General features: G+C 64.8%; 18 protein-coding genes. 12 read left to right on the forward strand and 6 right to left on the reverse strand.

Annotated features, from left to right (window positions below; all coding sequences use genetic code 11):
• Positions 1–7: 7 nt before the first annotated feature.
• From QZZ02_RS12275 to QZZ02_RS12290, 4 genes are read right to left on the reverse strand one after another with little or no spacing between them, the layout of a single operon-like run.
• Complete coding sequence (locus QZZ02_RS12275; RefSeq protein ID WP_291844819.1) at positions 8–1,021, reverse strand: hypothetical protein; 1,014 nt, start codon at positions 1,019–1,021, stop codon at positions 8–10.
• A complete protein-coding gene (locus QZZ02_RS12280; protein WP_291844820.1) occupies positions 1,018–1,872 on the reverse strand; it encodes a 4-(cytidine 5'-diphospho)-2-C-methyl-D-erythritol kinase in 855 nt (284 codons plus the stop codon). Before QZZ02_RS12280 ends, QZZ02_RS12275 begins: the two co-directional genes overlap by 4 nt.
• Positions 1,869–3,602, reverse strand: a complete 1,734-nt coding sequence (locus tag QZZ02_RS12285; protein WP_291844821.1) for a tetratricopeptide repeat protein — start codon at positions 3,600–3,602, stop codon at positions 1,869–1,871. The genes QZZ02_RS12280 and QZZ02_RS12285 overlap by 4 nt, the downstream gene beginning before the upstream one ends.
• 54 nt (positions 3,603–3,656) lie before the next feature.
• Positions 3,657–5,330 carry an electron transfer flavoprotein-ubiquinone oxidoreductase gene (locus QZZ02_RS12290; RefSeq protein WP_291844823.1) on the reverse strand — a complete coding sequence of 558 codons (1,674 nt, stop codon included), beginning with the start codon at positions 5,328–5,330 and terminating at the stop codon, positions 3,657–3,659.
• 149 nt (positions 5,331–5,479) lie between these two features.
• Between QZZ02_RS12290 and QZZ02_RS12295 the strand changes: the two genes are divergently transcribed.
• The 4 genes from QZZ02_RS12295 (at position 5,480) to QZZ02_RS12310 (ending at position 9,389) form a co-directional block, all read left to right on the forward strand.
• The gene (locus QZZ02_RS12295) at positions 5,480–6,349 is read left to right on the forward strand and encodes a uracil-DNA glycosylase (RefSeq protein WP_291844824.1); all 870 of its coding nucleotides are present in this window, start codon (positions 5,480–5,482) and stop codon (positions 6,347–6,349) included.
• A 123-nt stretch (positions 6,350–6,472) separates the two neighbouring features.
• On the forward strand, positions 6,473–7,024 hold the full coding sequence (locus QZZ02_RS12300; protein ID WP_291844825.1) for a PAS domain-containing protein: 552 nt from the start codon (positions 6,473–6,475) through the stop codon (positions 7,022–7,024).
• An 11-nt stretch (positions 7,025–7,035) separates the two neighbouring features.
• On the forward strand, positions 7,036–8,199 hold the full coding sequence (locus tag QZZ02_RS12305) for a methyl-accepting chemotaxis protein (protein WP_291844826.1): 1,164 nt from the start codon (positions 7,036–7,038) through the stop codon (positions 8,197–8,199).
• Between the two features lie 65 nt (positions 8,200–8,264).
• Entirely contained in the window at positions 8,265–9,389 is a 1,125-nt protein-coding gene (locus QZZ02_RS12310) for a PA0069 family radical SAM protein (RefSeq protein WP_291844827.1), read from the forward strand.
• Positions 9,390–9,405: 16 nt separating this feature from the next.
• Here QZZ02_RS12310 and QZZ02_RS12315 read toward each other — a convergent pair whose 3' ends face one another.
• Positions 9,406–11,835, reverse strand: a complete 2,430-nt coding sequence (locus QZZ02_RS12315) for an EAL domain-containing protein (protein ID WP_291844828.1) — start codon at positions 11,833–11,835, stop codon at positions 9,406–9,408.
• 22 nt (positions 11,836–11,857) lie between these two features.
• On the opposite strand from QZZ02_RS12315, the gene QZZ02_RS12320 reads away from it, so the two are divergent.
• The 3 genes from QZZ02_RS12320 to QZZ02_RS12330 all read left to right on the forward strand — a co-directional run bounded on the left by QZZ02_RS12320 (position 11,858) and on the right by QZZ02_RS12330 (position 16,259).
• Positions 11,858–12,514: a ribonuclease HII gene (locus tag QZZ02_RS12320; protein WP_366511535.1), complete on the forward strand. Its 657-nt coding sequence runs from the start codon at positions 11,858–11,860 to the stop codon at positions 12,512–12,514.
• 77 nt (positions 12,515–12,591) lie between these two features.
• A complete protein-coding gene (locus QZZ02_RS12325; RefSeq protein WP_291844831.1) occupies positions 12,592–13,671 on the forward strand; it encodes a site-specific DNA-methyltransferase in 1,080 nt (359 codons plus the stop codon).
• Positions 13,672–13,682: 11 nt separating this feature from the next.
• On the forward strand, positions 13,683–16,259 hold the full coding sequence (locus tag QZZ02_RS12330; protein ID WP_291844832.1) for an ATP-binding protein: 2,577 nt from the start codon (positions 13,683–13,685) through the stop codon (positions 16,257–16,259).
• Here the strand turns inward: QZZ02_RS12330 and mutY are convergent.
• Positions 16,256–17,314, reverse strand: a complete 1,059-nt coding sequence (mutY, locus tag QZZ02_RS12335; RefSeq protein ID WP_291844834.1) for an A/G-specific adenine glycosylase — start codon at positions 17,312–17,314, stop codon at positions 16,256–16,258. The genes QZZ02_RS12330 and mutY overlap by 4 nt on opposite strands.
• Positions 17,315–17,361: 47 nt before the next feature.
• On the opposite strand from mutY, the gene QZZ02_RS12340 reads away from it, so the two are divergent.
• From QZZ02_RS12340 to QZZ02_RS12360, 5 genes are all read left to right on the forward strand, one after another.
• Positions 17,362–17,901, forward strand: a complete 540-nt coding sequence (locus QZZ02_RS12340; protein ID WP_291844835.1) for a DUF721 domain-containing protein — start codon at positions 17,362–17,364, stop codon at positions 17,899–17,901.
• A 22-nt stretch (positions 17,902–17,923) separates the two neighbouring features.
• Positions 17,924–18,700, forward strand: a complete 777-nt coding sequence (locus tag QZZ02_RS12345) for a thioredoxin domain-containing protein (protein WP_291844836.1) — start codon at positions 17,924–17,926, stop codon at positions 18,698–18,700.
• Positions 18,701–18,706: 6 nt separating this feature from the next.
• Complete coding sequence (locus QZZ02_RS12350) at positions 18,707–19,468, forward strand: thioredoxin domain-containing protein (RefSeq protein WP_291844839.1); 762 nt, start codon at positions 18,707–18,709, stop codon at positions 19,466–19,468.
• An 81-nt stretch (positions 19,469–19,549) separates the two neighbouring features.
• Complete coding sequence (gene smc / locus QZZ02_RS12355) at positions 19,550–22,996, forward strand: chromosome segregation protein SMC (protein WP_291844841.1); 3,447 nt, start codon at positions 19,550–19,552, stop codon at positions 22,994–22,996.
• Positions 22,997–23,119: 123 nt separating this feature from the next.
• Entirely contained in the window at positions 23,120–23,446 is a 327-nt protein-coding gene (locus tag QZZ02_RS12360) for an AtpZ/AtpI family protein (RefSeq protein ID WP_291844842.1), read from the forward strand.
• Positions 23,447–23,472 lie beyond the last annotated feature (26 nt).

A 23,472-nucleotide genomic window follows, 5' to 3' on the forward strand; every position in this document is an offset into this window, starting at 1 on the left:
TCTCTGACTACTGGCAGGTATCGAGCCCGGCCGCCTGCGCCCGACGACGCCAGAAATGGTGCAGGCGGGCAAAGATCAGGACTGAAACGGCCAGCATGACGGGTGCCGCGAGAGGCGGCAGCGCTGCCGCCACAAGCACCAAGACCGCGCAGACCAGGCTCATCGCGCCCCAGATCAGCGCCACCTTGCGGTGGCTGCCGCCCATCGCGATCAATAATTGATAGGCATGGGCGCGGTGCGCCACAAAGGGCGAGCGGCCGGCACGAACCCGGGCCGCCATGGTCAGCAGGACATCGCCCAGCAGCGGCAGGACGAGGAGCGGCACAAGCCAGACGGTTCCGGCCCCGGCCGTCGACGCCCAGATGAGCGCGAGACCGGCCAGGATCACCGATGCGCCCAGCGAGCCGACATCGCCACTGAACAATCGGCCGCGGGCCGACAGGAGCGGTGCGTTCCACACCGCAAACCCGGCCAGGGCTGCCGCGAGGGCAAGCGCCGCCAGCCCGGTCGCGCCCGGAGCCAGAAAGCCCAGGGCCAGGGCGGCGGGGATCAGGGTGGCCGCCATCAACCCGTCCGATCCGTCCATGAAATTGACCGTGTTGGCGAGGGTGAAGACGAACAGGGCGGAACCCAGCCAGCCGACCAGCCAGGGCAGCTCGACGCCCAGTTCGGTCACCGGCCCCGCCATGCCGGCCAGCGCCAGGCTGATCAGCGTGAGACAGGCGAATTTCAGACGCTCGGACAGGGTGTAGAGATCGTCGAGAAAGCCCAGCGCGGCAGCCAGGAGCGCGCACAGCGCCAGACCGGCCAGTGCCGCCGCCTCTTGCGGGACGTGGATTTCGATCAGGCCAAGCGCGGCGAAAACGCCGATCACAATGCCAAGGCCACCACCGCGCGGGGTCGGATTGGCGTGATTGGAGCGGGCATTGGGATGATCGAGGATACGCAGCCGCAGCACCACACCAGCCGTCCCCAGCGAAGCGACGAAAGCGAGCAGAAGCGGCCCCAGTGCAGCGCTCATCGCGCGCCGCCCTCCAGACGAACCGCCATGGCAAAGCCGTCATAGGCCGAAGCGATCGCCTCGGCCGCCGCCGGGTTCTCGCAGAGCGCGTAACAGCTCGCGCCGGAGCCCGACATGCGGGCCAGCGCAACGCCGTCGCGCCCGCGCAGCCAGTCCAGCGCCGCCGCAATTACCGGATTACCGGCCATGGCCGGAGCCTCCAGGTCATTGCGCTCGCCGCGCAGCCAGTCGAGCCGGTTGTCGCCCATCGGCCAGTTGTCGGCGAGCGGCGCCGGGTCAGCGGCGTCAAACGCCTTGAATACCGGGCCGGTCGGGACGCGGACGCCGGGATTCAGGATCACCGCATCAAAAGCATCAAAACCCGGCAGGATATCGATCCATTCACCAATTCCGCGCATGCGCAGGGGACGTGAATAGAGGCAGGCCGGCACGTCGGCGCCCAGTTTCAGGCCGATCTCGGCCAGTCGGTCGAGCGGCCAGTTCAACCCCCACAACCGGTTGAGGGCCCGAAGCGTCGCTGCCGCATCCGCCGAACCACCGCCCAGGCCGGCCTCGACCGGGATCTGCTTGTCGAGCCGGATCATCGCGCCGTCGGGCCCGCCGCTTTCGGCCTGCAGCGCCCGGGCGGCCTTGAGGACGAGATTGGACCCATCCGGGACCAGTGCCCGCGAGGCCTCGCCGGACATGGTCAGCAACAGGCCCGGCGCCGGCCGCACCTCGACCCGGTCACCCCAGTTGGCGAAGACTACGAGGCTGTCGAGCGGATGATAGCCATCGGTCCGCGCCGGCCCGACCCGCAAGGTCAGATTGACCTTCGCGGCAGCGAGCTCGGTGATCGACGCGTCGCTCACGGCTCGCCGGCAGCGTCGTCGGCTGCCTGGCGGTTATCGGCAGCGAAATGCTGCTCCTCACCGGGTGGATGGCCATTGGCGATGCGGAATTCGAGCCCCTCGCGCTGGTCCGGACGCGGTTCGAGATCGAGGGCACGGCGCCACTGGAAGCCGGCTTCCAGTTCACGCCCGACCTGCCAGTAGGCATCGCCGAGGTGGTAATTTGCCGTCGCGCTGCCTGGTTCCAGCTCGGCGGCGCGCTCGAGCGCCTCCACCGCCGCCTCGAAATGGCCGAGGCGATAATGCGCCCAGCCTAGACTGTCGATGACATTGCCGTTTTCCGGATCAAGTTCGGCCGCCAGCAGGATCATCTCGAAAGCCTCATCCAGGCGCTCGCCGCGATCAATCCAGAAATAACCGAGATCGTTGAGCAGTGTGCTCTCGCGCGGCGCAATGTCGAGCGCTGACAGATAGTGCGCCTCCGCCGCCGGCCAGTTGTCGGCGTCATACTGACAGGCCGCAGCGAAATAGTGATAGCGCCAGTCGCCCGGCTCGCCGGCCTCCTCAAGCGCGTCGATCACCTGCTCGTAAAGGCCGACCGCGTCGGGGCAACGGCTCTGCACGCGGTAGAGATTGGCCAGCAGGACGCGGGCCTCGCGGGCATTGGTCTGCGCCACCAGGCTCTCGGCCAGACGCGTTGCCTGTTCGGTCCGGCCGGTCTGCACGAGCAGCCAGCTCAGCTCAATGTCGGCTGCGAACCGGTAGGGACCGTCAGCGACGGCTGCATATTCGGCGAGCGCGGCCTCCGGCAGGCTGATGCGTTGCAGCGTCGCGGCGAGGCTCATTCGCGTCGGCGCGTAATCAGTGTCGAGCCGCTGGACCATGCGCAGATAGATCACCGAAAGATCCATGTCGGCCTGTTCGGCGAGGTCGAAAGCGGGGCCGAACAGGGCCCGCGAAGTCATTTGCGGAACAGACGGCCGGCGCGCCGGACGATCGCCGGCGTCGAGCCGGCGCAAGGCCTCGCGCAGGAAGGGATCGGTCGGATTTGAGTCCAGGCTGGTCTGATACAGGGCGCGGGCGTCCTCGAAACGCCCCTCACGTTCCAGGAACCCCCCATACATTTCGGTGGCAAGTCGAGGAAATACGGCCGAGTAGAGCGCTGTGCGGTAGGCATCATCCGCAGCCGCAGCCTCACCCGCAACATCCGCCAGCATCGCCTTGTGAAGCCAAAGGTGTGAGGACAGGAAGCCCGGAGAACGCGTGGCATTGGCCGCATCCATCGCGGCCACGGCCTGACCGTCGCCCATCAGGGCCCATTGCAGCAGGAGATCGCGCATCAGCGCGTTGAAGGGACCATAGTCCGGCGCTTCTTCGAGACTGGTGATGGCGTCCCGATAGTCGCGCCTGGCGATCTGGTCGGCGGCAACATAGAGCGTTGCGAGCCGGCTCGGATCGCCGGCCTGCATGGTGGTATGCGCCAGCCCTGCTGCGCTCTGGCTGTCGCCCGCGAGCAGGCTCGTGATGAAGGCCCGGTCCGCCAGGGTTGCATTGCCCGGCGCCTGGTCCAGCGCTCGTACATAGCTCGCCGCAGCGCCGCCGACATCGCGGTTGACCCCGGCATAGCGGGCCGCGAGGAAGGCGCCATAGACAGACGGACCTTCATCGACCGGGCCGGAGGCCGTTCCGGCACAGGATGTGAGCGCCGTGGCGGCGAGGACAAGCGGGAGGATGCGGACAGGAAAACTCATGCCTGCATGCTCGCCCTGCAAGACCTTCGGCGCAAGGGCCGGAGGCGGTTGATGCTACATATTGGCGTACATCGGGCCGCCACCACCCTCGGGCGTCGTCCAGTTGATGTTCTGGTTCGGATCCTTGATATCGCACGTCTTGCAGTGGACGCAGTTCTGCGCATTGATCTGAAAACGCTTTTCGCCGCTCGTCTCGTCGTCGACCCACTCATAGACACCGGCCGGGCAATAGCGTGTCGACGGGCCGGCAAACTCGCCCAGCTCCGAGATTTTCTGCAGCGCGTCATCCGAAAGTTTGAGGTGGACCGGCTGATCCTCCTCATGATTGGTGTTCGAGATGAAGACCGAGGACAGGCGATCAAAGGTCAGGACACCGTCAGGCTTGGGATAATCGATCGGCTTGTGCTTCGCGGCCGGCTCGAGGCTTTCCGCATCACTCTTTCCATGGCCCATCGTGCCAAACGGCGACCAGCCGCCCAGGATCGTGGTGCACCACATGTCGATGCCGCCCAAGGCAACGCCCCAGAACGTACCGAGCCTGGTCCAGAGCGGCTTGGCGTTGCGGACCTTCTTGAGATCCTTGGCCACCCATGAGCTGTCATAGGCGAGCTGGTATTCGGCCAGCTCGTCATGCTGACGCCCGTCGGCAATCGCGGCGAACACGCTCTCGGCGGCGAGCATGCCGGTCTTCATGGCGTTATGGCTGCCCTTGATGCGCGGCACATTCACGAAGCCGGCCGAACACCCGATCAGGCCACCGCCCGGGAAGGCAAGCTTCGGTACCGACTGATAGCCACCTTCGGTGATGGCGCGGGCGCCGTAGGAGATGCGCTCGCCACCTTCAAACACCGGCGACAGGGCCGGATGCGTCTTGAGACGCTGGAATTCCTCGAAGGGCGAGAGGTAGGGATTCTTGTAGTTCAGGTGCACGACATAGCCGACCGAAACCAGGTTCTCGCCAAAATGATACATGAAGGAGCCGCCGCCGGTCTTGCCGTCGAGCGGCCAGCCCATGGTGTGCTTGACCATGCCCGGCTTGTGATTCTCCGGCTTCACGCGCCAGAGTTCCTTGATACCGATACCGAATTTCTGCGGTTCCTTGCCCTCGGACAGGTTGAAACGGCTGATCAGCTTCTTGGCCAGCGAACCGCGCGCGCCCTCGCCGATCAGCGTGTACTTGCCGCGCAGCTCCATGCCGGGCTGGTAGCCATCCTTGTGGCCACCATCGCGCGCCAGGCCAAAATCACCGGTGATCACGCCCTTGATGGCGCCGTCTTCCTCGATCAGGTCGGCGGCCGGGAATCCGGGATAGATTTCGACGCCCAGCGCTTCGGCCTGTTCAGCCAGCCAGCGACAGACATTGGCCAGCGAGACGATGTAGCAGCCATGATTGCTCATCAGCGGCGGGAACATCAGCGTCGGCAGGCAGATCGAACCGGCTTCGCCGAGAACTTCGAATATGTCGGTCCTGACCGGATCGGTGAGCGGCGCACCCAGCTCTTTCCAGTCGGGAAAGAGCTCGTTGAGGGCCTTGGGATCAACCACAGCGCCGGACAGGATGTGGGCGCCGACCTCGGCGCCCTTCTCAAGAAGCGCGATGGAGATCTCGCTGCCGGCCTCGGCAGCCAGCTGTTTCAGGCGGATGGCCGCGGACAGGCCCGCCGGGCCGCCGCCGACGATGATGACATCGTATTCCATGGATTCGCGTTCGATTGCGGCGTCGGTCATCAGGCTCGCACCCCTTCCGTTAACGTGTTCAGCGTCTGTTCAATTCGGTGTTCGGCTTGCAGGTCTTCGGTCATACCCTAGGATCGAATACCCATCTAGCGCGTCCCGCCGTCGGGATCAAAGCTATTACGTTAACGTGCACGTCAACCATGACCGAAACCGGCCCCACATTGACCAGCCATGACGAGAAGGCGCTGAAGGCTCTCATCGCCTGGTGGGAGGATGCCGGCATCGAGATGGACGAGCCTGTCATCACGGCTCGGCCGAGCGCTGCTGCCGGCACGCCATCGTCCAGCGCCGAGCCGCGACGCGAAGCGCGCCGGGTTCCGCCAGCCGAACCGGTCCGGGCGGCCACCCCTGAGGCAGCCCGCGCGGCGGGCTTCGGCGATGCGGTGGCGACCGGTCCGGATGCGCAGGCCCTGGCCGGTGGTGCAGACACGCTGGATGCGCTGCGAACGGCGATCGACGCCTACGAGGGCTGCGCCCTCAAGCGCACGGCCCGCAATACCGTCTTTGCCCGTGGCGACCGAGCCGCGCGGCTGATGGTCATTGGCGAGGCCCCGGGTCGCGAGGAAGATGATCGCGGCGAGCCCTTCCTCGGGCCGACCGGCAAGCTGCTCGACCGCATGCTGGCGGCAATCGGGATCGAGCGCGAGCAAGCCTATCTCACCCATATCCTCAACTGGCGCCCGCCCGGAAACCGGGCCCTGACACAAGAGGAAATCACTCTCTGCCTGCCCTTCATCGAGCGTCATATCGCGTTGAAAAAGCCGGACATGCTCCTGCTGGCAGGCGGACTGAGCGCGCAGGCCCTGTTGCGCACCAACACGCCGATCACCCGATTGCGTGGACGCTGGACCGACTACACGGTACGCGACGCCAAGGGTGAAGCGACCGACACGACGATACCCGCCCTGGCCATTTTTCCGCCGAGCTATCTGATTGCCCGACCGGGCGAAAAGCGCCTGGCCTGGCAAGATCTCCAGCTTGTTTCCGAACGCCTCGCGCCCACAAGCTGAATGGCGGGAATCATAGATTATGAGCAACTGGCGATTGCAGGATCGCGTTAACCTCAACCTCCATATGACTACTGGTGCCGTAACGCCAATCTAGGCGCTGCCGAAGCCCCAGGAGCCTTCAGAATGTCGCGATCGAATTTTCTGACAGGTGTCGAGCGAACCTTCAATGAAGGCGAAGTCATCGTCACCAAGACTGACCTCAAAGGCCACATCACCTACGCCAATGTCGTTTTCCAGCGCGCTTCGGCGGTGACCGAGAAGGAGGCCCTGGGCCAGTCGCACAACTTCATCCGGCATCCCGACATGCCGCGCTCTGTCTTCAAGCTGATGTGGGATACAATCAGTTCCGGACAGGAATTGTTCGCCTATGTCGTGAACCGCGCCATGAACGGCGATCATTACTGGGTCTATGCCCATGTCACGCCCAGCTTCAATGACGCGGGCAAGATAATCGGCTACCACTCCAATCGTCGCGAGCCGGACAAAAACATCGTCGAGAAGGATGTGAAACCCCTCTACGCCAAGCTGCGTGAGGTTGAATCCGCCGCCGGCAGCCCGAAACAGGCCCTCGCCGCCGGCCACGACCAGCTTACCAGCTTCCTGGCCGACCAAGGTGTCGCCTACGACGAATTCATCTGCACGCTTGGCCAGGGCCAGCGTCGCGGCTATCGCTGAGGAGGGCGACCATGTTTTCCAGATCCAATGACCGCGATGCCATTCGCCGCGCCGCCCGCATCGTCAGGGCAGTCGCCGAGGGTGATTTCGAACAACGCATCGTCGGCGTCTCATCCGACCAGGAAGTCGCCGAGATGGAGATTGCCATCAATCTCCTGATCGATCGCACCGATTCCTATCTGCGCGAAAGCCAGACCTGTGTCGAATATGTTCGCAAGAACAAACATTTCCGCCTCATTCCAGAGACCGGAATGGTCGGCAGCTATCGGTCTGCTGCCCGGGCCGTGAATAACACACTCCATGCGATCAAGGCGCGCCATGATGGCTTCCTTTCCCTGGGCAGCCAGCTGGAAACCCAGTTGTCGGAAGTGATGGGCAAGGTCTCCGAGACGATCTCGACCCTGCGTAGCAATGCCGACACTCTCGATGCCACATCCGGCAAGGCGTCCGAGCAATGCACCACGGTCGCCGCCGGCGCCGAAGAAGCCTCGGCGAACATGCAGAGCGTTGCCGCTTCCGCCGAGGAGCTCACCTCCTCGATCGAGGAGATCAACCGCCAGGTGGTCCAGTCGGCCGGCCTCGCCGACACCGCCGTCGACAAGTCCCGCGCGATGAGCGAAACGATCAGCGGCCTCAATGGTTCGACCTCGCGCATTGGCGACATCGTCAAGCTGATCCAGGGCATTGCTGACCAGACCAATCTCCTCGCGCTCAATGCGACGATCGAGGCAGCGCGGGCCGGCGAAGCCGGGCGCGGCTTTGCCATTGTTGCCCAGGAAGTGAAAACCCTGGCCGGGCAGACGGCACAAGCAACCGACCAGATAAGCCACCAGATTTCGGAATTGCAGGGCAGCATGTCCGGCGCCGTCTCGGCCAACACCGATATTTCGGATGCCATCGAGCAGATCAACGCCTCGTGCAATGCCATCGCCACCGCCGTGACCGAGCAGAGCGCCGCAACCGCCGAGATCGCGCGCAATGTCACAGAAGCCGCTGTGGGCACAGGCGATGTGTCGAGCGGGATCGGTGTCGTCCAGAGCGCGACCCAAGGCACGCGCGACATGGCGGAAAGCGTGGTCAACTCGACCGAAACCCTGTCGCAGCAGGAAGCCAATCTGACACAATTGCGCGAAAGCATCGTCGGCTTTCTGGAAGATGTCCGCCGCGTTGGTTGACGATTTTCATCGCGACAAGGTGAATTTTGTTCTTGATTTGTTCGCAAGCTGAGTCATCATGAAGCATGACCGAGCGCCCTGGTGGCTACGCCCTTAATGCCCCTCAGGAGGCCTCACCGCTCCACCGCCCCGGAGCGAGAGGCCGGGGCGCTCGGTCAAACATTTCGGGACGCTTCGAGGCACAGGCCCGTGAAGCCTTCGATGATGGCTGGACCGAGGCGGATGGCAATCCGCCAAAGCTGGGCATGACGGTCTTGCGGGATGCGTCGAAATCGATCATCTCGACCAATCGCTCGCCGGATATCTCCTTCGACCAGTCGATCAATCCCTATCGCGGTTGCGAGCATGGTTGCATCTATTGCTATGCCCGACCCAGCCACGCCTATTGGGGTTATTCACCCGGCCTGGACTTCGAAAGTGTCATTTTCGCCAAGCCGGACGGGCCGGCGCTGCTGGAAGCGCATTTCAACAAGCCGGGCTACCAACCCAGACCGATCATGATCGGCGCCAACACGGATGCCTGGCAGCCTCTGGAACGTGAGCGCCAGCACACGCGCGACATCCTGAAAATCTGTGCCCGCTACCGGCATCCGGTCAGTGTCATCACCAAATCGGCCCTGATCCGGCGGGATATCGACATATTGGGACAAATGGCCGCCGACGGCCTGATGAAGGCGGCGATCTCCATCACCACGCTCGACCGCCGCCTGGCCCGGGACATGGAACCGCGCGCCGCGGCACCGCATCGTCGGCTGGAAACCATCACCGCCCTCAAACAGGCCGGAATTCCGGTCACCGTCATGATGGCCCCCATCATTCCTGCCCTCACCGATCACGAGATCGAGCCCTTGCTGAAGGCGGCGGCGGACGCCGGAGCGGACAATGCGGCCTATGTCCTGCTGCGCCTGCCGCAGGAAATCAGCGCCCTGTTCCGCGAATGGCTCGCCGACAAGCGACCGGATAGCGCCGGACGGGTCATGTCGCTGATCCGTCAGATGCGGGGCGGCAAGGATTATGACGCGAGCTGGGCAACCCGCGGCCGCGGCTCCGGCCCGTATGCGAGCCTGATCGCCAGCCGGTTCCGCAATGCGATCAGGCGCTACGGTCTGGATGCACCGCGTCTTGCCCTGGACATGGCGCAGTTCGAACGACCGCTCGGATCGGCGCTGCAGCGGTCACTCTTCGACTGATGGCAACCCGACCCAACTAGGCGCGGTGCTGGCGCCGCGGCCTGGCGGAACTGACCAGAGTCGCAATCTCGGCGCGGATCGCCTTTGACGCCTCGTCGAAGCCGGCAATCTGGCCGCGCGTCAGCGGACGCGACAGGAGATAGCCCTGAAGGATCAGATCCGGCTGGAAGCCAAGAGCCCCCAGCTCGTCAAACTCTTCAACGCCTTCAGCCACAACCGAAATCCCCAATTCGCGCGCCAGGTCGATGGTAGCGCGCACGATGATCTGGGCTTCGGGATCATAGTGCAGGCCGGTCATGAAAGAACGGTCGATCTTGATCTTGTCGAAGGGGAAGGCACGTAGATAGCTCAGTGAGGAATAGCCGGTGCCAAAATCATCGATCGCCAGGCCGACACCGAGATCCTTGAGACCGCGCAGCACCTTGAGCGCGCGCGCCTCGTCATCGATCAGCACACCCTCAGTGATCTCGATTTCGAGCCGCCGCGGATCGAGGCCGGACTTGGAGAGCGCCCGATCGACCGAATAGACGAGATTGCCCTGTTTGAACTGGGCCGGGCTGACATTGATCGCGATACGGCGCTCGTCCGGCCAGTTGACGGCTTCGCGACAGGCGGTTTGCAGAACCCACTCGGCCATTTTCAGGATCAGGCCGGTTTCCTCGGCGAGCTGTACGAATTCTGCCGGCGAGACATGACCACGGCGCTCGTCATGCCAGCGCACCAGCGCCTCGAAGCCGGAGACGCAGCCATCGCCTAGCCGTACCTGCGGCTGGTAATTCAGGGTCAGAAGATCGTCCTCGATCGCCAGCGCGAGATCCGCCTCCAGCATGCGACGCTCCTGCATCATCATGCCAAGCTTGGGATCGAAATCGCAAACCCGGTTGCGGCCCTGTTCCTTGGCCCGGTAGAGCGCCAGGTCAGCCTGGTTCATCAACCGGTCGGGGTCCTCGCCATCCATCGGAAACATGGTCAAACCACCGGAGGCGGAGACCTTGAGGTGGAGCGGTCCAATCGTCAGGGGCGAGCCGACATTGTTCACCACTCGCTGGGCGATGAGCAGCACATCCTCGCGCGTTTCGATGTCCGGCAGGATGACAGCGAACTCATCGCCACTCAGGCGCGCGGCAATGGCGTTGCGTGGCAGTGCGTCGAGCAGGCGTTCCGAGACCGATACCAGCAGCCGGTCGCCGACGGCGTGGCCATGTACGTCGTTGACTTCCTTGAAACGGTCCAGATCGAAGAACATCAGTGCGACCTGGGTGTCGTCATTCCAAGCCTTGCGCAGTTCGGCTTCAAAGGCCTCGCGGAATTTAAGGCGATTGGGCAAGCCGGTCAGGGTGTCGTGGTGGGCGAGATGGGCCATGTGTACCCGTGCCCGCTCCTCCGAGGAGATATCGCGGACGGCAAAGAGACGTGCCGTCAGACCGTCGAATTCCATTTCCCGGGCGCGAACCTGGACGGTGATCGGTGTCCCGTCCCGGCATCGCAGGCGGCAGGTCATCGGGTTCGTCTCACCAACGCTTTTGAGGACCTCGATCGCCTCCTCATCAAGCGCCAGCTTGGCGACAGGCATCCCCGCCAGATCTACGCGCTCAAGCTTCAGCATTTCGCAAAAGCGCCCGTTCATGTCCTGCATCAACCCGTCGCGAACGACCGCGATACCCTCGAAGGTCGCCTCGGCAAGCGTCCGGATTCGATGGCTTTCAGCAACCCGGCGCTGCCCGAGATGCTGATCGACCGCAGCCGCGGCAAGGCCTGTGCTGACTACCAGTACAGCACCAAGCGCGATCGTGATGGCGAGCAGTTTCGCTGACAGTCCGCCCTCCACAATCGGCGCGCTAAAGTCAGGCACGAGCTGCATGGCCGACATGGAAAGGAAGTGCAGGATGACAACACCGCCCAACAGAAGCGCGGTGCCGGCCAGGAGTCCGCGCCAACTGTTTCCGTGCAGGGCGAGCGCCCCGGCTGCGGCGGCGAACTGAAGGCCAAGCGCGAGCGCGGCGATAACGAGGCCAGCATCCCAGACGACAGTTGCGCTGACGCGCATCGCGGCAATCCCCACGAAATGCATGGCCGCAATACCGCCCCCCACCAGGGCTCCGCCGACGACCGCAGCGTGGCGGTAATCGGAGCGGACCGCAAACGCCCAGCCACAGGTCGACACGACGATGGCGAGCGCCAGCGAGGCCACCGTTTCCAGCATGCCGAAGGAAACGGGAGTCGCGCTTTCATGAGCCAGCATGGATATGAAATGGGTGCCCCAGATGCCGGTACCGGTGACAAAGCCGGCAAACAGTAGCCAGGCCGCTTGCCGCGCGTTTTCAGCCGCGTTCGCGCGACGCACGATCGCAAGGGCTGCCAGCGCCGACAGCGTACACAGCAAGGCCGCCACGGCGACGAGCCCGAGATCGTGTTCGACCGTCAAACAGTAGTATATGCGAAACACACAATGCCCCGGAGGAACTGCCTTGAGCGTCAAATTCCCACAAAAAGACAATCATAGCCTTAACGTCACTGGGGCGGATTCGCTGGTCCGAATCGCCGGCGTCGACGAAGCTGGTCGTGGCCCTCTTGCCGGACCCGTCGTGGCCGCTGCCGTCATCCTGGACCCGTCTCGCCCGATCGAGGGACTGGGCGATTCCAAGGCCCTCACCGAACATCGTCGCCTGTCGCTCTACGCCCTGATCCGCGAGCATGCATGGGTCGGCATCGGGATAGCCGAACCGGCGGAGATCGACCGGCTGAACATACTGCACGCAACGATGGCGGCCATGGCACGCGCGGTTTCGCGACTGCCGGTCATGCCGGACCAGGCGCTGATCGACGGCAACCGGGTTCCGCCCGACCTGCCCTGCCCGGCCCGGTCCATCATCAAGGGCGATGCCAGTGAGGCCTGTATCGGTGCTGCCTCGATCATCGCCAAGACGATCCGTGACCGGCTGATGATAGAGGCCGCGACCCGCTTTGCGGGCTATGGGCTGGCTGGACACAAGGGCTATCCCAGTCCGGCGCATCGCGCCGCGCTCGGGGCGCTCGGAGCGACACCGATCCACCGCCGGTCCTATGCCCCGGTGCGGGCCGCCCTGGAATCCCGGTTTTCCACAGATGCGAATCAATGTGGATAACTTGATTCAGGGTTAACGGCCCGTTAGCCCTAAGAGCCGAAAAACTTGCTTCTGTAGCGGGAGTGGAGTGGCGCGTCATGGCCAAGACAAAGATCGACCAGATCCTTGAAGGTGAATGCGTGGAGGTGATGAAATCGCTTCCGGACGAGAGTGTTGACCTGATTTTCGCCGACCCGCCCTACAATCTCCAGCTCGGTGGCGACCTGCACCGTCCCGACAATTCCAAGGTCTCGGCCGTCGACAATGACTGGGACCAGATCGGCGGGTTTGACGAGTACGACCTGTTCACCTGGAACTGGATGGAAGAAGCCCGCCGCGTGCTCAAGCCGAACGGCGCCATGTGGGTCATCGGCAGCTATCACAATATTTTTCGCGTCGGCGGCATTCTCCAGGATGCCGGCTTCTGGGTGCTCAACGACATCATCTGGCGCAAGTCCAACCCGATGCCGAACTTCAAGGGCACGCGCTTTACCAATGCGCATGAGACCCTGATCTGGGCTGCCAAGACCAAGGACTCCCGTCCGACCTTCAACTATGCCGCCATGAAAGCCCTCAATGATGGCGTGCAGATGCGTTCCGACTGGACGCTGCCGATCTGTACCGGCGGCGAGCGCCTGAAGGACGCCGACGGCAAGAAGGCGCACCCGACCCAAAAACCGGAAGCCCTGCTGCACCGCGTCCTGCTGTCGACCACCAATCCAGGCGATATCGTGCTCGACCCCTTCTTCGGGACCGGCACGACCGGCGCCGCCGCCAAGCGGCTCGGCCGCCATTTCATCGGCATCGAGCGCGATCCGTCTTATCTGGAGGTCGCCCGCAACCGGCTCGCTGCCATTACCCGTGCAACCGGCGACACGCTGGACGTCACCCAGTCAAAGCGCGCCCAGCCGCGCATACCCTTCGGCGCCCTCGTGGAGCGCGGCATGCTCAAGCCCGGCGATACGCTGTATTGCCCGAAAGGTCGCCATACAGCCCGCGTGCGGGCCGACGGCACGCTGATCGCCGGTGACCGGGCCGGCTCGATCCATCAGGTCGGCGCCCAGATCCAGAGCGCACCCTCCTGCAATGGCTGGACCTACTGGCACATCCGCACCAAGCAAGGCCTCGCCCCGATCGATATCATGCGGGCGGAAATCAGGGCTACACTGGAAAACTGAGGCCGGCGCGCATGACCGACTACAATCGAAGCGGGTCAGGGTTCGACGCGCGAACCACGCGAACTTCGATTGCCTGGACAATGCTCACAGTCATCCTGCTGACCTCGCTTCTGGTATCGGGGTCCGGCGTGCTGGTTGCGGCCCGGGCTTTCTGGACCGATCTGGAAAACCAGCAACTCACCCAGCTGGAAGACTATATCGATGAGCGTGGTCGCCGGAATGCGGTCCTGTTCGAGACCGTGGCCCAGGTCCAGCAGACTTCAGTTGCGCGCCTCGAACAACGCATCGGCACCCTGTCCGATACCGAAGCCGGGGCCCGCTTCAATGCGCTCTTTCCGCTGCGCCCGGATGGCACAAGGCGCAGCCGTGACGATCTGTTCGATGGCTATCACGACGCATTGGGCAATCATCACCTCGGGGTCGGTGCCTATCTCAACCCTGCCGATGGCTGGACCGATACCGACCGGCATCGTCTCGTCGCCGCCTATGATGTGGTCGACAGCGCCGGCCAGATTCTGACCGGTCTGGTCGACAATATCTACTTCTTCACCTTCACCAATGAACTCATTATCTCGGCCGCTCAACGGCCGGACAGGCTCGATTTCTATCGCAACGGCGCAAGCTCGGACTTTGACCTGAATTCGGCCGACTTCGTGTCGCTTGTCTCTGCCGCGGCGAACCCCCGGCGTGAGTTCGTTTGCGGCGAGCTCTCGCAGCTGATCTCCGTTCGTGACGGCCAGGCACTGACAACCGGCTGCTTCACGCCCTATGACGTTGACGGCGAACCTGTCGGGGCATTCGGGACAACCATTCAGCTCAATGCCTATTTCGAGGCGGCGATGGCCAATCCGCCGCGGCACGGCGACAATCTGCTGATCGACCAGTTCGGCAATCTGATCGCCCATCCCGACCTGATCCAGGACCGAGTCACGGAAGGCCGCGTCGAGGCCATCCAGGCGCGCTATAACCTGCCGGCCATCGTCGAGCAGTTGCAGGCGCTGCCGCCGGACCAGCTTGCCGGCACGCTGATCAGCCGTGACTCCCGTTGGGTCATCGCCTATTCCCGCCTTCAGGGCCCGGACTGGCTGAGCGTGTCGCTGGTTGACCGCTCCATCCTGAGACGCGATATCGCGGCCCAGATCGCGCTTGCGCTGGGGCTGGGCATTCTGGGCGTCATGCTGCAGGGCGCGCTCGCCTATTTCATCCTGTTCCGCCGCGTCGTGCGTCCGCTGGCTTCGCTGACCAGCCATTTCAGTCGCGCCAGACCCAGTCCCGCAGCTGACAATCCGGCCCTGCGCTCGATCCTCGACAGCGAGCACGAGATTGGTGTTCTCGCCCGCACCCTTGAAGCCAACCGCGTCGAAAGCGAGGCGGCATTTGACACTCTGGAGAGCCGCGTCGCCGAACGGACGCGTGAACTGGAAGCCGCCAACCGTTCCAAAAGCGCCTTTCTCGCCAATATGAGCCACGAGATCCGCACGCCGCTGAACGGGATCCTCGGCCTCGCCCAGGTGCTGCGCGCGAGCTCACGGTCAAAGCAGAGTCAGGACCAGGCACGCATGATCCAGGAGAGCGGCGAGACGCTCACCCAATTGCTCAACGATGTGCTCGACATGTCGAAGATCGAGGCGGGTCGCATCGATCTGGCGCCAGTCCCGACCGAGCCGGCAACCCTGTTGCAGGACCTGCACAGCCTGTTCAAGGCGGCCGCCGAGGCCAAGTCCGTCAAACTGACGCTGGACCTTGACCCTCACTTGCCCCACCAGCTCGTGCTCGATCCGCTGCGCGTCCGGCAGTGCGTGTCAAACCTGGTCTCGAACGCGGTCAAATTCACAAAGGCCGGTTCGGTCAGGATCACCACCCGCTGGGATTCGAAAACGAATGCGTCGGGTGCTCTGGTGATCGAGGTCGCCGATACCGGAATCGGGATCGCGCCCGCGAAACTGGATACGCTGTTTGCCCCCTTCACCCAGGCGGAATCGAGCATTTCCGGGGAATTCGGCGGCACCGGGCTGGGCTTGTCGATTGCGCGCGATCTGGCGCGCCTGATGGGCGGTGATATCTTCGCGCAATCGACGCTTGGCGAAGGGTCGCTCTTCACCTTCACCCTGCCCGCGCAGCGGACCGGCGAAACCCAGCTCAGGCTTGCTGACAGAGCGCCCGACGAGCTGGCGGATGACCCGCTGTATGCCCGACTGCTCGGCCTGCGCCTGCTGCTTGTGGAAGACAATTTCATCAACCGCCAGGTCGCGCGCGCCTTTCTCAAACCCCTCCACATGAAAATCGTCGAGGTCGAGAACGGCCAGGCGGCACTTGATGCCCTGGCCGGCGAAACCTTCGACCTTGTTCTCATGGATGTCCGCATGCCCATCATGGGCGGGCTTGAGGCAACCCGCCGGCTGCGCGACAGCGAGCAGGGCTGGCGCGAGATCCCGGTGATTGCCCTCACGGCCGATGCCTCGCAACAGGACGCAGATACCTGTCTCGATGCCGGGATGGATGCTTATGCCTCCAAGCCGCTCAAGGCGACGGCCCTGTTCGAAGCCATCCGGCGTGCGCTTGAAATCCGACCCTACCGACCCGATTAGCGGCGACTGCGCGTGGCAAGTACCTTGCGCATGACACTGGGAAGGGCTTCCGCGTCAAGCGCGGTCTCTGCCGCCCAGTAGCCGGTCTCCGGCTCCCACCCGGCGCCAGCCTCGCTCTCGTGAACGTCCAGCCGCAACTCGAAATGCGTGAAGACATGGCGGATTTCGCCACGCCGCGTCCACTCCGCCTCGAAGGGCGGATCCGGCGTGGCGGTTTCGGTCTCGCTCCAGGCACTGGACGGAATCTCCGTCATGCCGCCAAGCAGGCCCGTGTCGGACCGCCGCCGCAGCCAGACATGCCCGGCCCGCCGCACCAGCCAAGCCGTGCCCCGGCGGATCGGCCGGGTCTTCTTCGGCGCCTTGACCGGATAGCGTTCCATGTCACCCGCCGCGGCGGCAGCACAGGCGAAACGCCAGCAGCAGGCGGCACAGTCGGGCGAACGCGGCGTGCACACGGTGGCGCCCAGATCCATGATCGCCTGGGCATAGTCGCCGGAACGCTCCGGGTCGGCGATGGCGCCGGCGAGCGTGCGGATCTCCGGTTTGGCCTTGGGCATGGCGGTCGCGACCCGGTAGAGCCGTGTGATGACCCGCTCCACATTGCCATCGACAACGCTTGCGGGCCTGTCAAACGCTGCGGCCAGGATGGCATTGGCGGTATAGTCTCCAACGCCCGGCAAAGCCCGCAATCCCTCCATGGTATCAGGAAACATGCCACCATGCCGGCCCGCGACCTCGATGGCGCAGGCGTGCAGGTTGCGGGCCCGGGCATAATAGCCCAGCCCCGCCCACTCGCGCAGGACATCGTCCCGCGGCGCGGCCGCGAGATCCTCGACACGCGGCCACAGGGCCAGGAAGCGATGCCAGTAGGGCGTAGCATGGGGCACCGTCGTCTGCTGCAGCATGATCTCCGACAGCCAGATGGCATAGGGGTCGGCGACCGCCCCCGAAGCCCGCGCCTCCGGACGGATGCGCCAGGGCAGGCTGCGACCCTCGCGGTCATACCAGGCGAGCAATTCACGGCGCAAGCGGGCAATGGGAGATGTCTTGGACAAGGCAGGAGCCGGTTGCAGGCGGGGCGGATCAAAGCGACACTGTGAGCATGATGCGCAAACCGCCCCCGTCAATGCTGGAACAGGCCGCCGGCGATTTCATTCGCAGTCGCCGGGGCCGGCCGGCCGCCAAGCCGCCGCCCTCAGCAGCGCGCGCTGTCGAGCGCGTGCTGCGGCCGCTGGCCCGGCAGTTCGGTGTCGGGGTCGAGCAATTGCGCGAGCACTGGACCGAGATTGTCGGCGAACGCCTGGCCAAGTGGAGCGAACCGGAAACCATCCAGCGCGGTGGCGGCGGCGTCAGCACGCTGGTCATCCGCGCGCGCGGCGCCGCCGCTGCCATCCTGCAGGCCGAAACCCGCCGGATTCTCGAGCGGGTCCGCACTTTTGCCGGTGATCGGGCGCCGACCCGGCTGCGTATCCTGCAGGGCCAGGCGCGACGTCCGGCGCCGGGTCCGGACGATCAAGCGGATGTGAAGCCGATGAAATCCCCGTCACAAGTGAACGAGGGGGTGGAGCAAACACCCGAGGCGCGTCTATTGTCCGCGCTCAATCGGTTCGAAAAATCGGTCAGGACCCGGGAAGGGTCGTGACCATCTGGCAGGGGGAGCCCACATGAGCCTGACCCGACGACTTTTCTCCGCCGCGGCGATGACCGCGCTTCTGGCCGTATCCGCCTGTGGCGGAAGCGATGCACCCGTCGAGGGTCAGTCCAGCTTCGAACGCGCGGGTGATCGCGGCCTCGGCAGCGCGACGGCCCCCGTCACCATGATCGAATATGCCTCGGTCGCCTGCGGTCATTGCGCCACCTTCCACAATGAAGTCTGGCCGATGCTGGAAAGCGAATATATCGAGACCGGCAAGGTCCGCTTCGTGCTGCGCGAGATGATCACCGGCCCGGCGCAATTCGCGATTGCGGGCTTCTCGCTGGCGCATTGCGTCCCCGAAGACCGCTATTACGACATGGTCGACCTCCTGTTCCAACAGCAGAACGCCATTTTCCAGGCCGCACAGACGCAAGGCAGCGCCCGCAGCCAGTATCTCGCCATTGCCCGCTCAATGGGCATGAGTGAAGCCCGGTTTACCGAATGCCTGTCGGACGAAACGATCACCCAGGACATCCTGGACTCCAATGATCGCGCCGGCGCCGAGGGCATCACCGGGACGCCGCGCTTCATTTTCAACGGTGAACTGCTCGACTCGCGCCGGGCACCGGGCGAAAGCGCCTACACCTACTTTCTCGGCAATCAGCAACTCCTGATCGATGGCGAGCCGGTGCCCAATTTCTCGGACGCGGAAACCTTCCGCCGCATTCTCGACCATCTCGTGGCCGAGAATTCCTCCGAAAGTGACGCCGCTGCGGCGGCCCCCGCTGAAGCCGGAGACGAATAGTCCATCATGTCTGCATTGCGTGTCCTGACCACCCTCTTCGTCCTCGCCGCCGCGCTCGCCTTGCCGAGCGTTTCGGCATCGGCACAATTGACGGCCGGTGCGGCGGATCTGCGGCCGACTGACCGTGTGCTCGGGGCGCAGGACGCCGATCTGCTGGTCATCGAATACGCCTCGTTCGCCTGCCCGCATTGCGCGCATTTCCAGACCGAGGTCTGGCCGATGATCCGTTCGGAGTTCGTCGATACCGGCCGGGTCCGCTATTCGGTACGGCCGATGCTGACTTCACCGCCGCAGATCGCCGGCGCGGGCGTCATCCTGAGCGAATGCGTGCCGGATGACCGCTATTTCGACGCCATCGACCTGCTCTTCCACGAACAGGCGAGCATTTTCCAGACTGCCCGCGATGGCGGCGATGTGCTCGGCGTCTACAACCGGATCGCTGCCGCAACCGGCGGATCGGCAGAAAGCCTGCTGGCCTGTTTCCAGGACCCGGCGGCCAATGAACAGGTCAATGCACTGGCCATGCAGGCGGCAGAAGATGGTATCAATTCAACGCCCAGCTTCATCATTGCCGGCGACCTGCTGTCCATCGGACATCCGGGCGATGGTGAGGCTGAACACGATCACGCCGCAGCCGGACCGACCGTCTTCCTGCATGGTGGCGAACCGCTTCTGATCAATGGCGAAACCGTCCCCGGACGTTTCGACCAAGACTCCTTCCGCCGAATCATTCTTCACTTCCTCGATGTGTCCAGTTCGGCTGACTAGGCAGGCCTTCACGCCAGCGCCGCAATTGGATGCCACACAGGCAGACGCCTAATCGCGTTTTTGCGGCGCAAGGGAGACCGGGTGAAGTTCACACAGCTGAGGCTGGCCGGATTCAAGTCTTTCGTCGATCCGACGGAGTTACGGATTGATCCGGGCCTTACAGGCGTGATCGGACCCAACGGTTGCGGCAAGTCGAATCTGCTTGAAGCCCTGCGCTGGGTGATGGGCGCGACCTCTGCCAAATCGCTGCGCGGCGACGGCATGGAAGACGTGATCTTCTCCGGCACCGACGCCCGCCCGTCACGCAATTACGCCGAAGTCGTCCTCTCCGTCGACAATGCCGACAAGCTAGCCCCGGCCCGTTTCAACGATGCCGACATGCTCGACGTCACCCGCCGGATCACCCGCGGTGCCGGCTCGGCCTACAAGATCAATGGCGAGGAAGTCCGCGCCAAGGACGTCCAGCTCCTCTTCATGGATGCCGGCACTGGCGCCAATTCGCCGGCCCTCGTTCGCCAGGGCCAGATTTCCGAACTGATCGCCTCCAAGCCGCAAAACCGGCGCCGGGTCCTGGAAGAAGCCGCCGGCGTGTCCGGCCTGCGCGCCCGTCGCCACGAAGCCGAGCTGCGCCTGAAGGGCGCCGAGACCAATCTCGACCGGCTGCAGGAAGTGATCGACGAGATCACCGCCCGACACGGCTCCCTGCAGCGCCAGGCCCGGCAAGCCTCGCGCTATCGCAAGCTTTCTGCCTCGATCCGCGCCCTGGAAGCCGCCGTCTGGCTCAACCGCTGGCGCGATGCGGCCAGCGCCGTGGAGACCGCAGAAGCGGCCCTGACCGATAAGTGCACGGCCACCGAGGACACCAGCCTTGCCGCCGCCGAGGCCCGCACCCGGGCAGAAATCCTGGCCGCGTCCCGCGAACCGGCGCGACAGGCCGAGGCCGAGGCTGCTGCGGCCCTGCGCCTGCTGGAGCGCGAACGTGAGCGCCTGCAGCGCGATGCCGAGGACGTGCAGCGCACGATTCACGGTCTGGAACGCCGCCTTGATGATCTCGCCAATGCGGCCCGGCGCGAAACCGATATTCTCGAGGATGCCCGCACCAGTCGCGCCGATGCCGAAGCACAGCTCGCCCGCCTGGACGAGGAAACAGGTCGCGAGCAAGCCGCCCTCGACGGTGCCGAAGCGCTCTCTGCCGAAGCCGAAACGACCCGCCAGGCCGCCGAGGAAGAACTCGACCGGCGTGCCTCGGAAGCGGCCGACAAGCGCGCCTCAATCGACAGTGCCCGCCGCGACCTCGCCCGCCACGAAGCCCGTATGGCCCAGATCGACCGCGAAATTGACGCAGCGCGCGCCGAATTCGACCGCGTCCGCAATTCAACCGCCCTCACCGATCTGGAGAAGGCGGAGGGCGAGGCCGGTGCGTCCGAAGCCGCGTTGATGCGCGCCCGTGCGGCGCTGGAAAAGGCAGAAGCCGAACGCCAGGCCGCCGCACAGGCGCTCGAAGCGGCTGCCGATGCCTGGCGCGAAGCGGCCGCCCAGCGTGAAACGCTGGAGCGCGAGGCCAAGGCGCTGGAACGCCTGCTCGCCGGATCCCAGGCCGAGACCCTCTCCCCGGCCATTGAAGCGGTACGGGCGCGGCCCGGCTATGAACATGCGCTTGCCGCGGCCCTCGGCGATGATCTCGAGGCTTCGCTTGACGCCGCCGCATCCCGACACTGGGCGCAGACGACTTGCCATGCCGAAAGCCTGCCCGGCGGCTGTGTACCCTTGTCCGACCATGTCCAGGCCCCGCCAGCCCTGAAGGCCCGCCTCGATGCGGTCGGGGTGATCAAGACGGAAAAGGCACTGGAAGCCGCAGCCAGGCTGAAGCCCGGCCAGCGCCTCGTCACGCGTGAAGGCGATCTGTGGCGCTGGGACGGGCTGGTGGCGCGCGCCGATGCGCCCTCTGCCGCCGTCGCTCGGCTGGAACAGAAAAACCGCCTCGATGCGATCCGGGCCGAACTCGATGCGGGTCTGGCCGGTCATGACGCGACCCGCGCGGCTGAGACGGGGGCGCGTGAAGCGGCGCGCCTCGCCCGCGATGCGGAAGCCGAGGCCCGATCCACGGTCGGTCCGGCCGAACGCCGTTCGCGCGAGACCCTCGCCCGTATTTCCGACTTGCGGGAAAGTGCCGCCAAGGACGCCGCCCGCGCCACGGCGCTGGAGGAGCGGCTGGATCGCCTGACTGCCGAACAGGCCGAAAACCGCTCTGCCATCGACCAGGCCCGCGCCCTGCTGGTTGAGGCCGAGACCGCGGAGGGCGATACCGACGCGCTCGATGCAGCCCGCGACGCCGCCGATGTCGCGCGCAGTGCCGCCGCCGATGCCCGCGCGGCCCTGGAAAGTCTCAAGCGCGAACGCGAACTGCGCCGCCAGCGCCGCATGGGCTTCAAGCGCGACCATGATGCCTGGGCCGAACGCTGCAAGTCGGCAGACGCCCGCCTCGGCGAGATTGCCGATCAGCGCAGCGAGGCCGAAGCCCGTCTCGAAACCGCCCGCGCCCGTCCCGAGGTCATCGAGGACCAGTTGTTCGACCTGGCCGCCAAGCTGCGCCGCGCCGAGGCGACCGCCGAAGAGGCCCGCCAGGCCGCCTCCGCCAATGAGGGCCAGGTCAAGGAAGCCGACAGCCTCGCCCGCCAGGCGGAAGCTGCGGCCTCGGCCGCCCGCGAGGGTCGCGCCGCCGCCGAGGCCACGCTCAACGCCGCAAGGGAGCGTCTGGCCGAGACGACCGAGCGCCTGCAGGACGCCACCGGCGAAGCGCCGGGCACGCTCTCCAACCGGTTCGACGAGGACGAGATGTCCGAGCTGACACCGGCCGAGCTGGAACGCCGGCTCGACGAGGCCCGCCAGTCACGCGAGCGCCTGGGCGCGGTCAACCTGCGCGCCGATGACGAGGCCGAGGAACTCTCGGCCAAGATCGAGACGATGACGCGCGAGCGAAATGATCTGGTCGAAGCCATCGCCCGTCTTCGCAAGGCAGTCGACGAGTTGTCGCGCGAAGGCCGGATACGGCTGCTGGAAGCCTTCGACATCGTCAACAATCACTTCCAGACCCTGTTCGAGACCCTGTTCGAGGGCGGCCATGCCGAGCTGCGCCTGACCGAGCATGATGATCCGCTGGAAGCCGGTCTCGAGATCTTCGCCTGCCCGCCGGGCAAGAAGCTGGACAATATGGCGCTGATGTCCGGCGGTGAGCAGGCGCTGACCGCCTCGGCGCTGATCTTTGCCGTCTTCCTGTCCAACCCGGCGCCCGTATGTGTGCTGGACGAGGTCGATGCACCGCTCGATGACGCCAATGTCGATCGCTATTGCCGCATGCTCAACGAAATGCGGCGCCTGACGGAGACCCGTTTCCTGGTCATTACCCACAATGCCCTGACCATGTCGCGCATGGACCGCTTGTATGGTGTGACGATGGCGGAACGCGGTGTTTCCCAGCTGGTCTCGGTCGACCTCGTGGGCGCCGAACAGCTGATCGCCGCTGAATAGGCGATAGCGTATTATCTTTCAAATACTTAGATCAGACGCAGCCTTGCTTGACTTGCCGGGGGGCCGTGGATAGTGTGCGCGCGCCTGTGGGGGGCTCTTCTTCCGTAGGCAGACCGGTCCAACATGTCAGGCGAAGACGACAACCCGCGCAACCATCCCCGAGCCGATCTGGACGAGCTGCAGCAGCGCATTGATGCGAAGCGCGCCAAGCACCAGGAACCGGCCGGAAAACAGCCCAACAGCGCCTGGTCGCTGGGCATGCGTTACGGGTCGGAGTTCTTTGGCGGCGTGCTGGTTGGCGGTGTGCTGGGCTATGTGCTCGACGCGGTCGCCGGAATCAGTCCTTTCGGGCTGATCATCGGAACGATGCTGGGTTTCGCGGCAGGCACTCTTAATGTGGTGCGCGCCGCACGCGAGATAAGTTCGGAATCCGACGGCAGGGATGCCTGAGGGTTCTGCGGGTTCAAGGCGGCACT

The organism is Maricaulis sp., from assembly GCF_015665295.1.
Taxonomy (GTDB): Bacteria; Pseudomonadota; Alphaproteobacteria; order Caulobacterales; family Maricaulaceae; genus Maricaulis.

What these genes read in the sequence shown, in the direction of transcription:
- QZZ02_RS12285 (WP_291844821.1), bottom strand. Translation starts at nt 3,602, where the DNA reads ATGAGTTTTCCTGTCCGCATCCTCCCGCTTGTCCTCGCCGCCACGGCG.
- QZZ02_RS12340 (WP_291844835.1), top strand. Translation starts at nt 17,362, where the DNA reads ATGATGCGCAAACCGCCCCCGTCAATGCTGGAACAGGCCGCCGGCGAT.
- QZZ02_RS12325 (WP_291844831.1), top strand. Translation starts at nt 12,592, where the DNA reads ATGGCCAAGACAAAGATCGACCAGATCCTTGAAGGTGAATGCGTGGAG.
- QZZ02_RS12310 (WP_291844827.1), top strand. Translation starts at nt 8,265, where the DNA reads ATGACCGAGCGCCCTGGTGGCTACGCCCTTAATGCCCCTCAGGAGGCC.
- QZZ02_RS12290 (WP_291844823.1), bottom strand. Translation starts at nt 5,330, where the DNA reads ATGACCGACGCCGCAATCGAACGCGAATCCATGGAATACGATGTCATC.
- QZZ02_RS12300 (WP_291844825.1), top strand. Translation starts at nt 6,473, where the DNA reads ATGTCGCGATCGAATTTTCTGACAGGTGTCGAGCGAACCTTCAATGAA.
- QZZ02_RS12345 (WP_291844836.1), top strand. Translation starts at nt 17,924, where the DNA reads ATGAGCCTGACCCGACGACTTTTCTCCGCCGCGGCGATGACCGCGCTT.
- QZZ02_RS12295 (WP_291844824.1), top strand. Translation starts at nt 5,480, where the DNA reads ATGACCGAAACCGGCCCCACATTGACCAGCCATGACGAGAAGGCGCTG.
- QZZ02_RS12360 (WP_291844842.1), top strand. Translation starts at nt 23,120, where the DNA reads ATGTCAGGCGAAGACGACAACCCGCGCAACCATCCCCGAGCCGATCTG.
- QZZ02_RS12305 (WP_291844826.1), top strand. Translation starts at nt 7,036, where the DNA reads ATGTTTTCCAGATCCAATGACCGCGATGCCATTCGCCGCGCCGCCCGC.
- QZZ02_RS12275 (WP_291844819.1), bottom strand. Translation starts at nt 1,021, where the DNA reads ATGAGCGCTGCACTGGGGCCGCTTCTGCTCGCTTTCGTCGCTTCGCTG.
- QZZ02_RS12330 (WP_291844832.1), top strand. Translation starts at nt 13,683, where the DNA reads ATGACCGACTACAATCGAAGCGGGTCAGGGTTCGACGCGCGAACCACG.
- QZZ02_RS12350 (WP_291844839.1), top strand. Translation starts at nt 18,707, where the DNA reads ATGTCTGCATTGCGTGTCCTGACCACCCTCTTCGTCCTCGCCGCCGCG.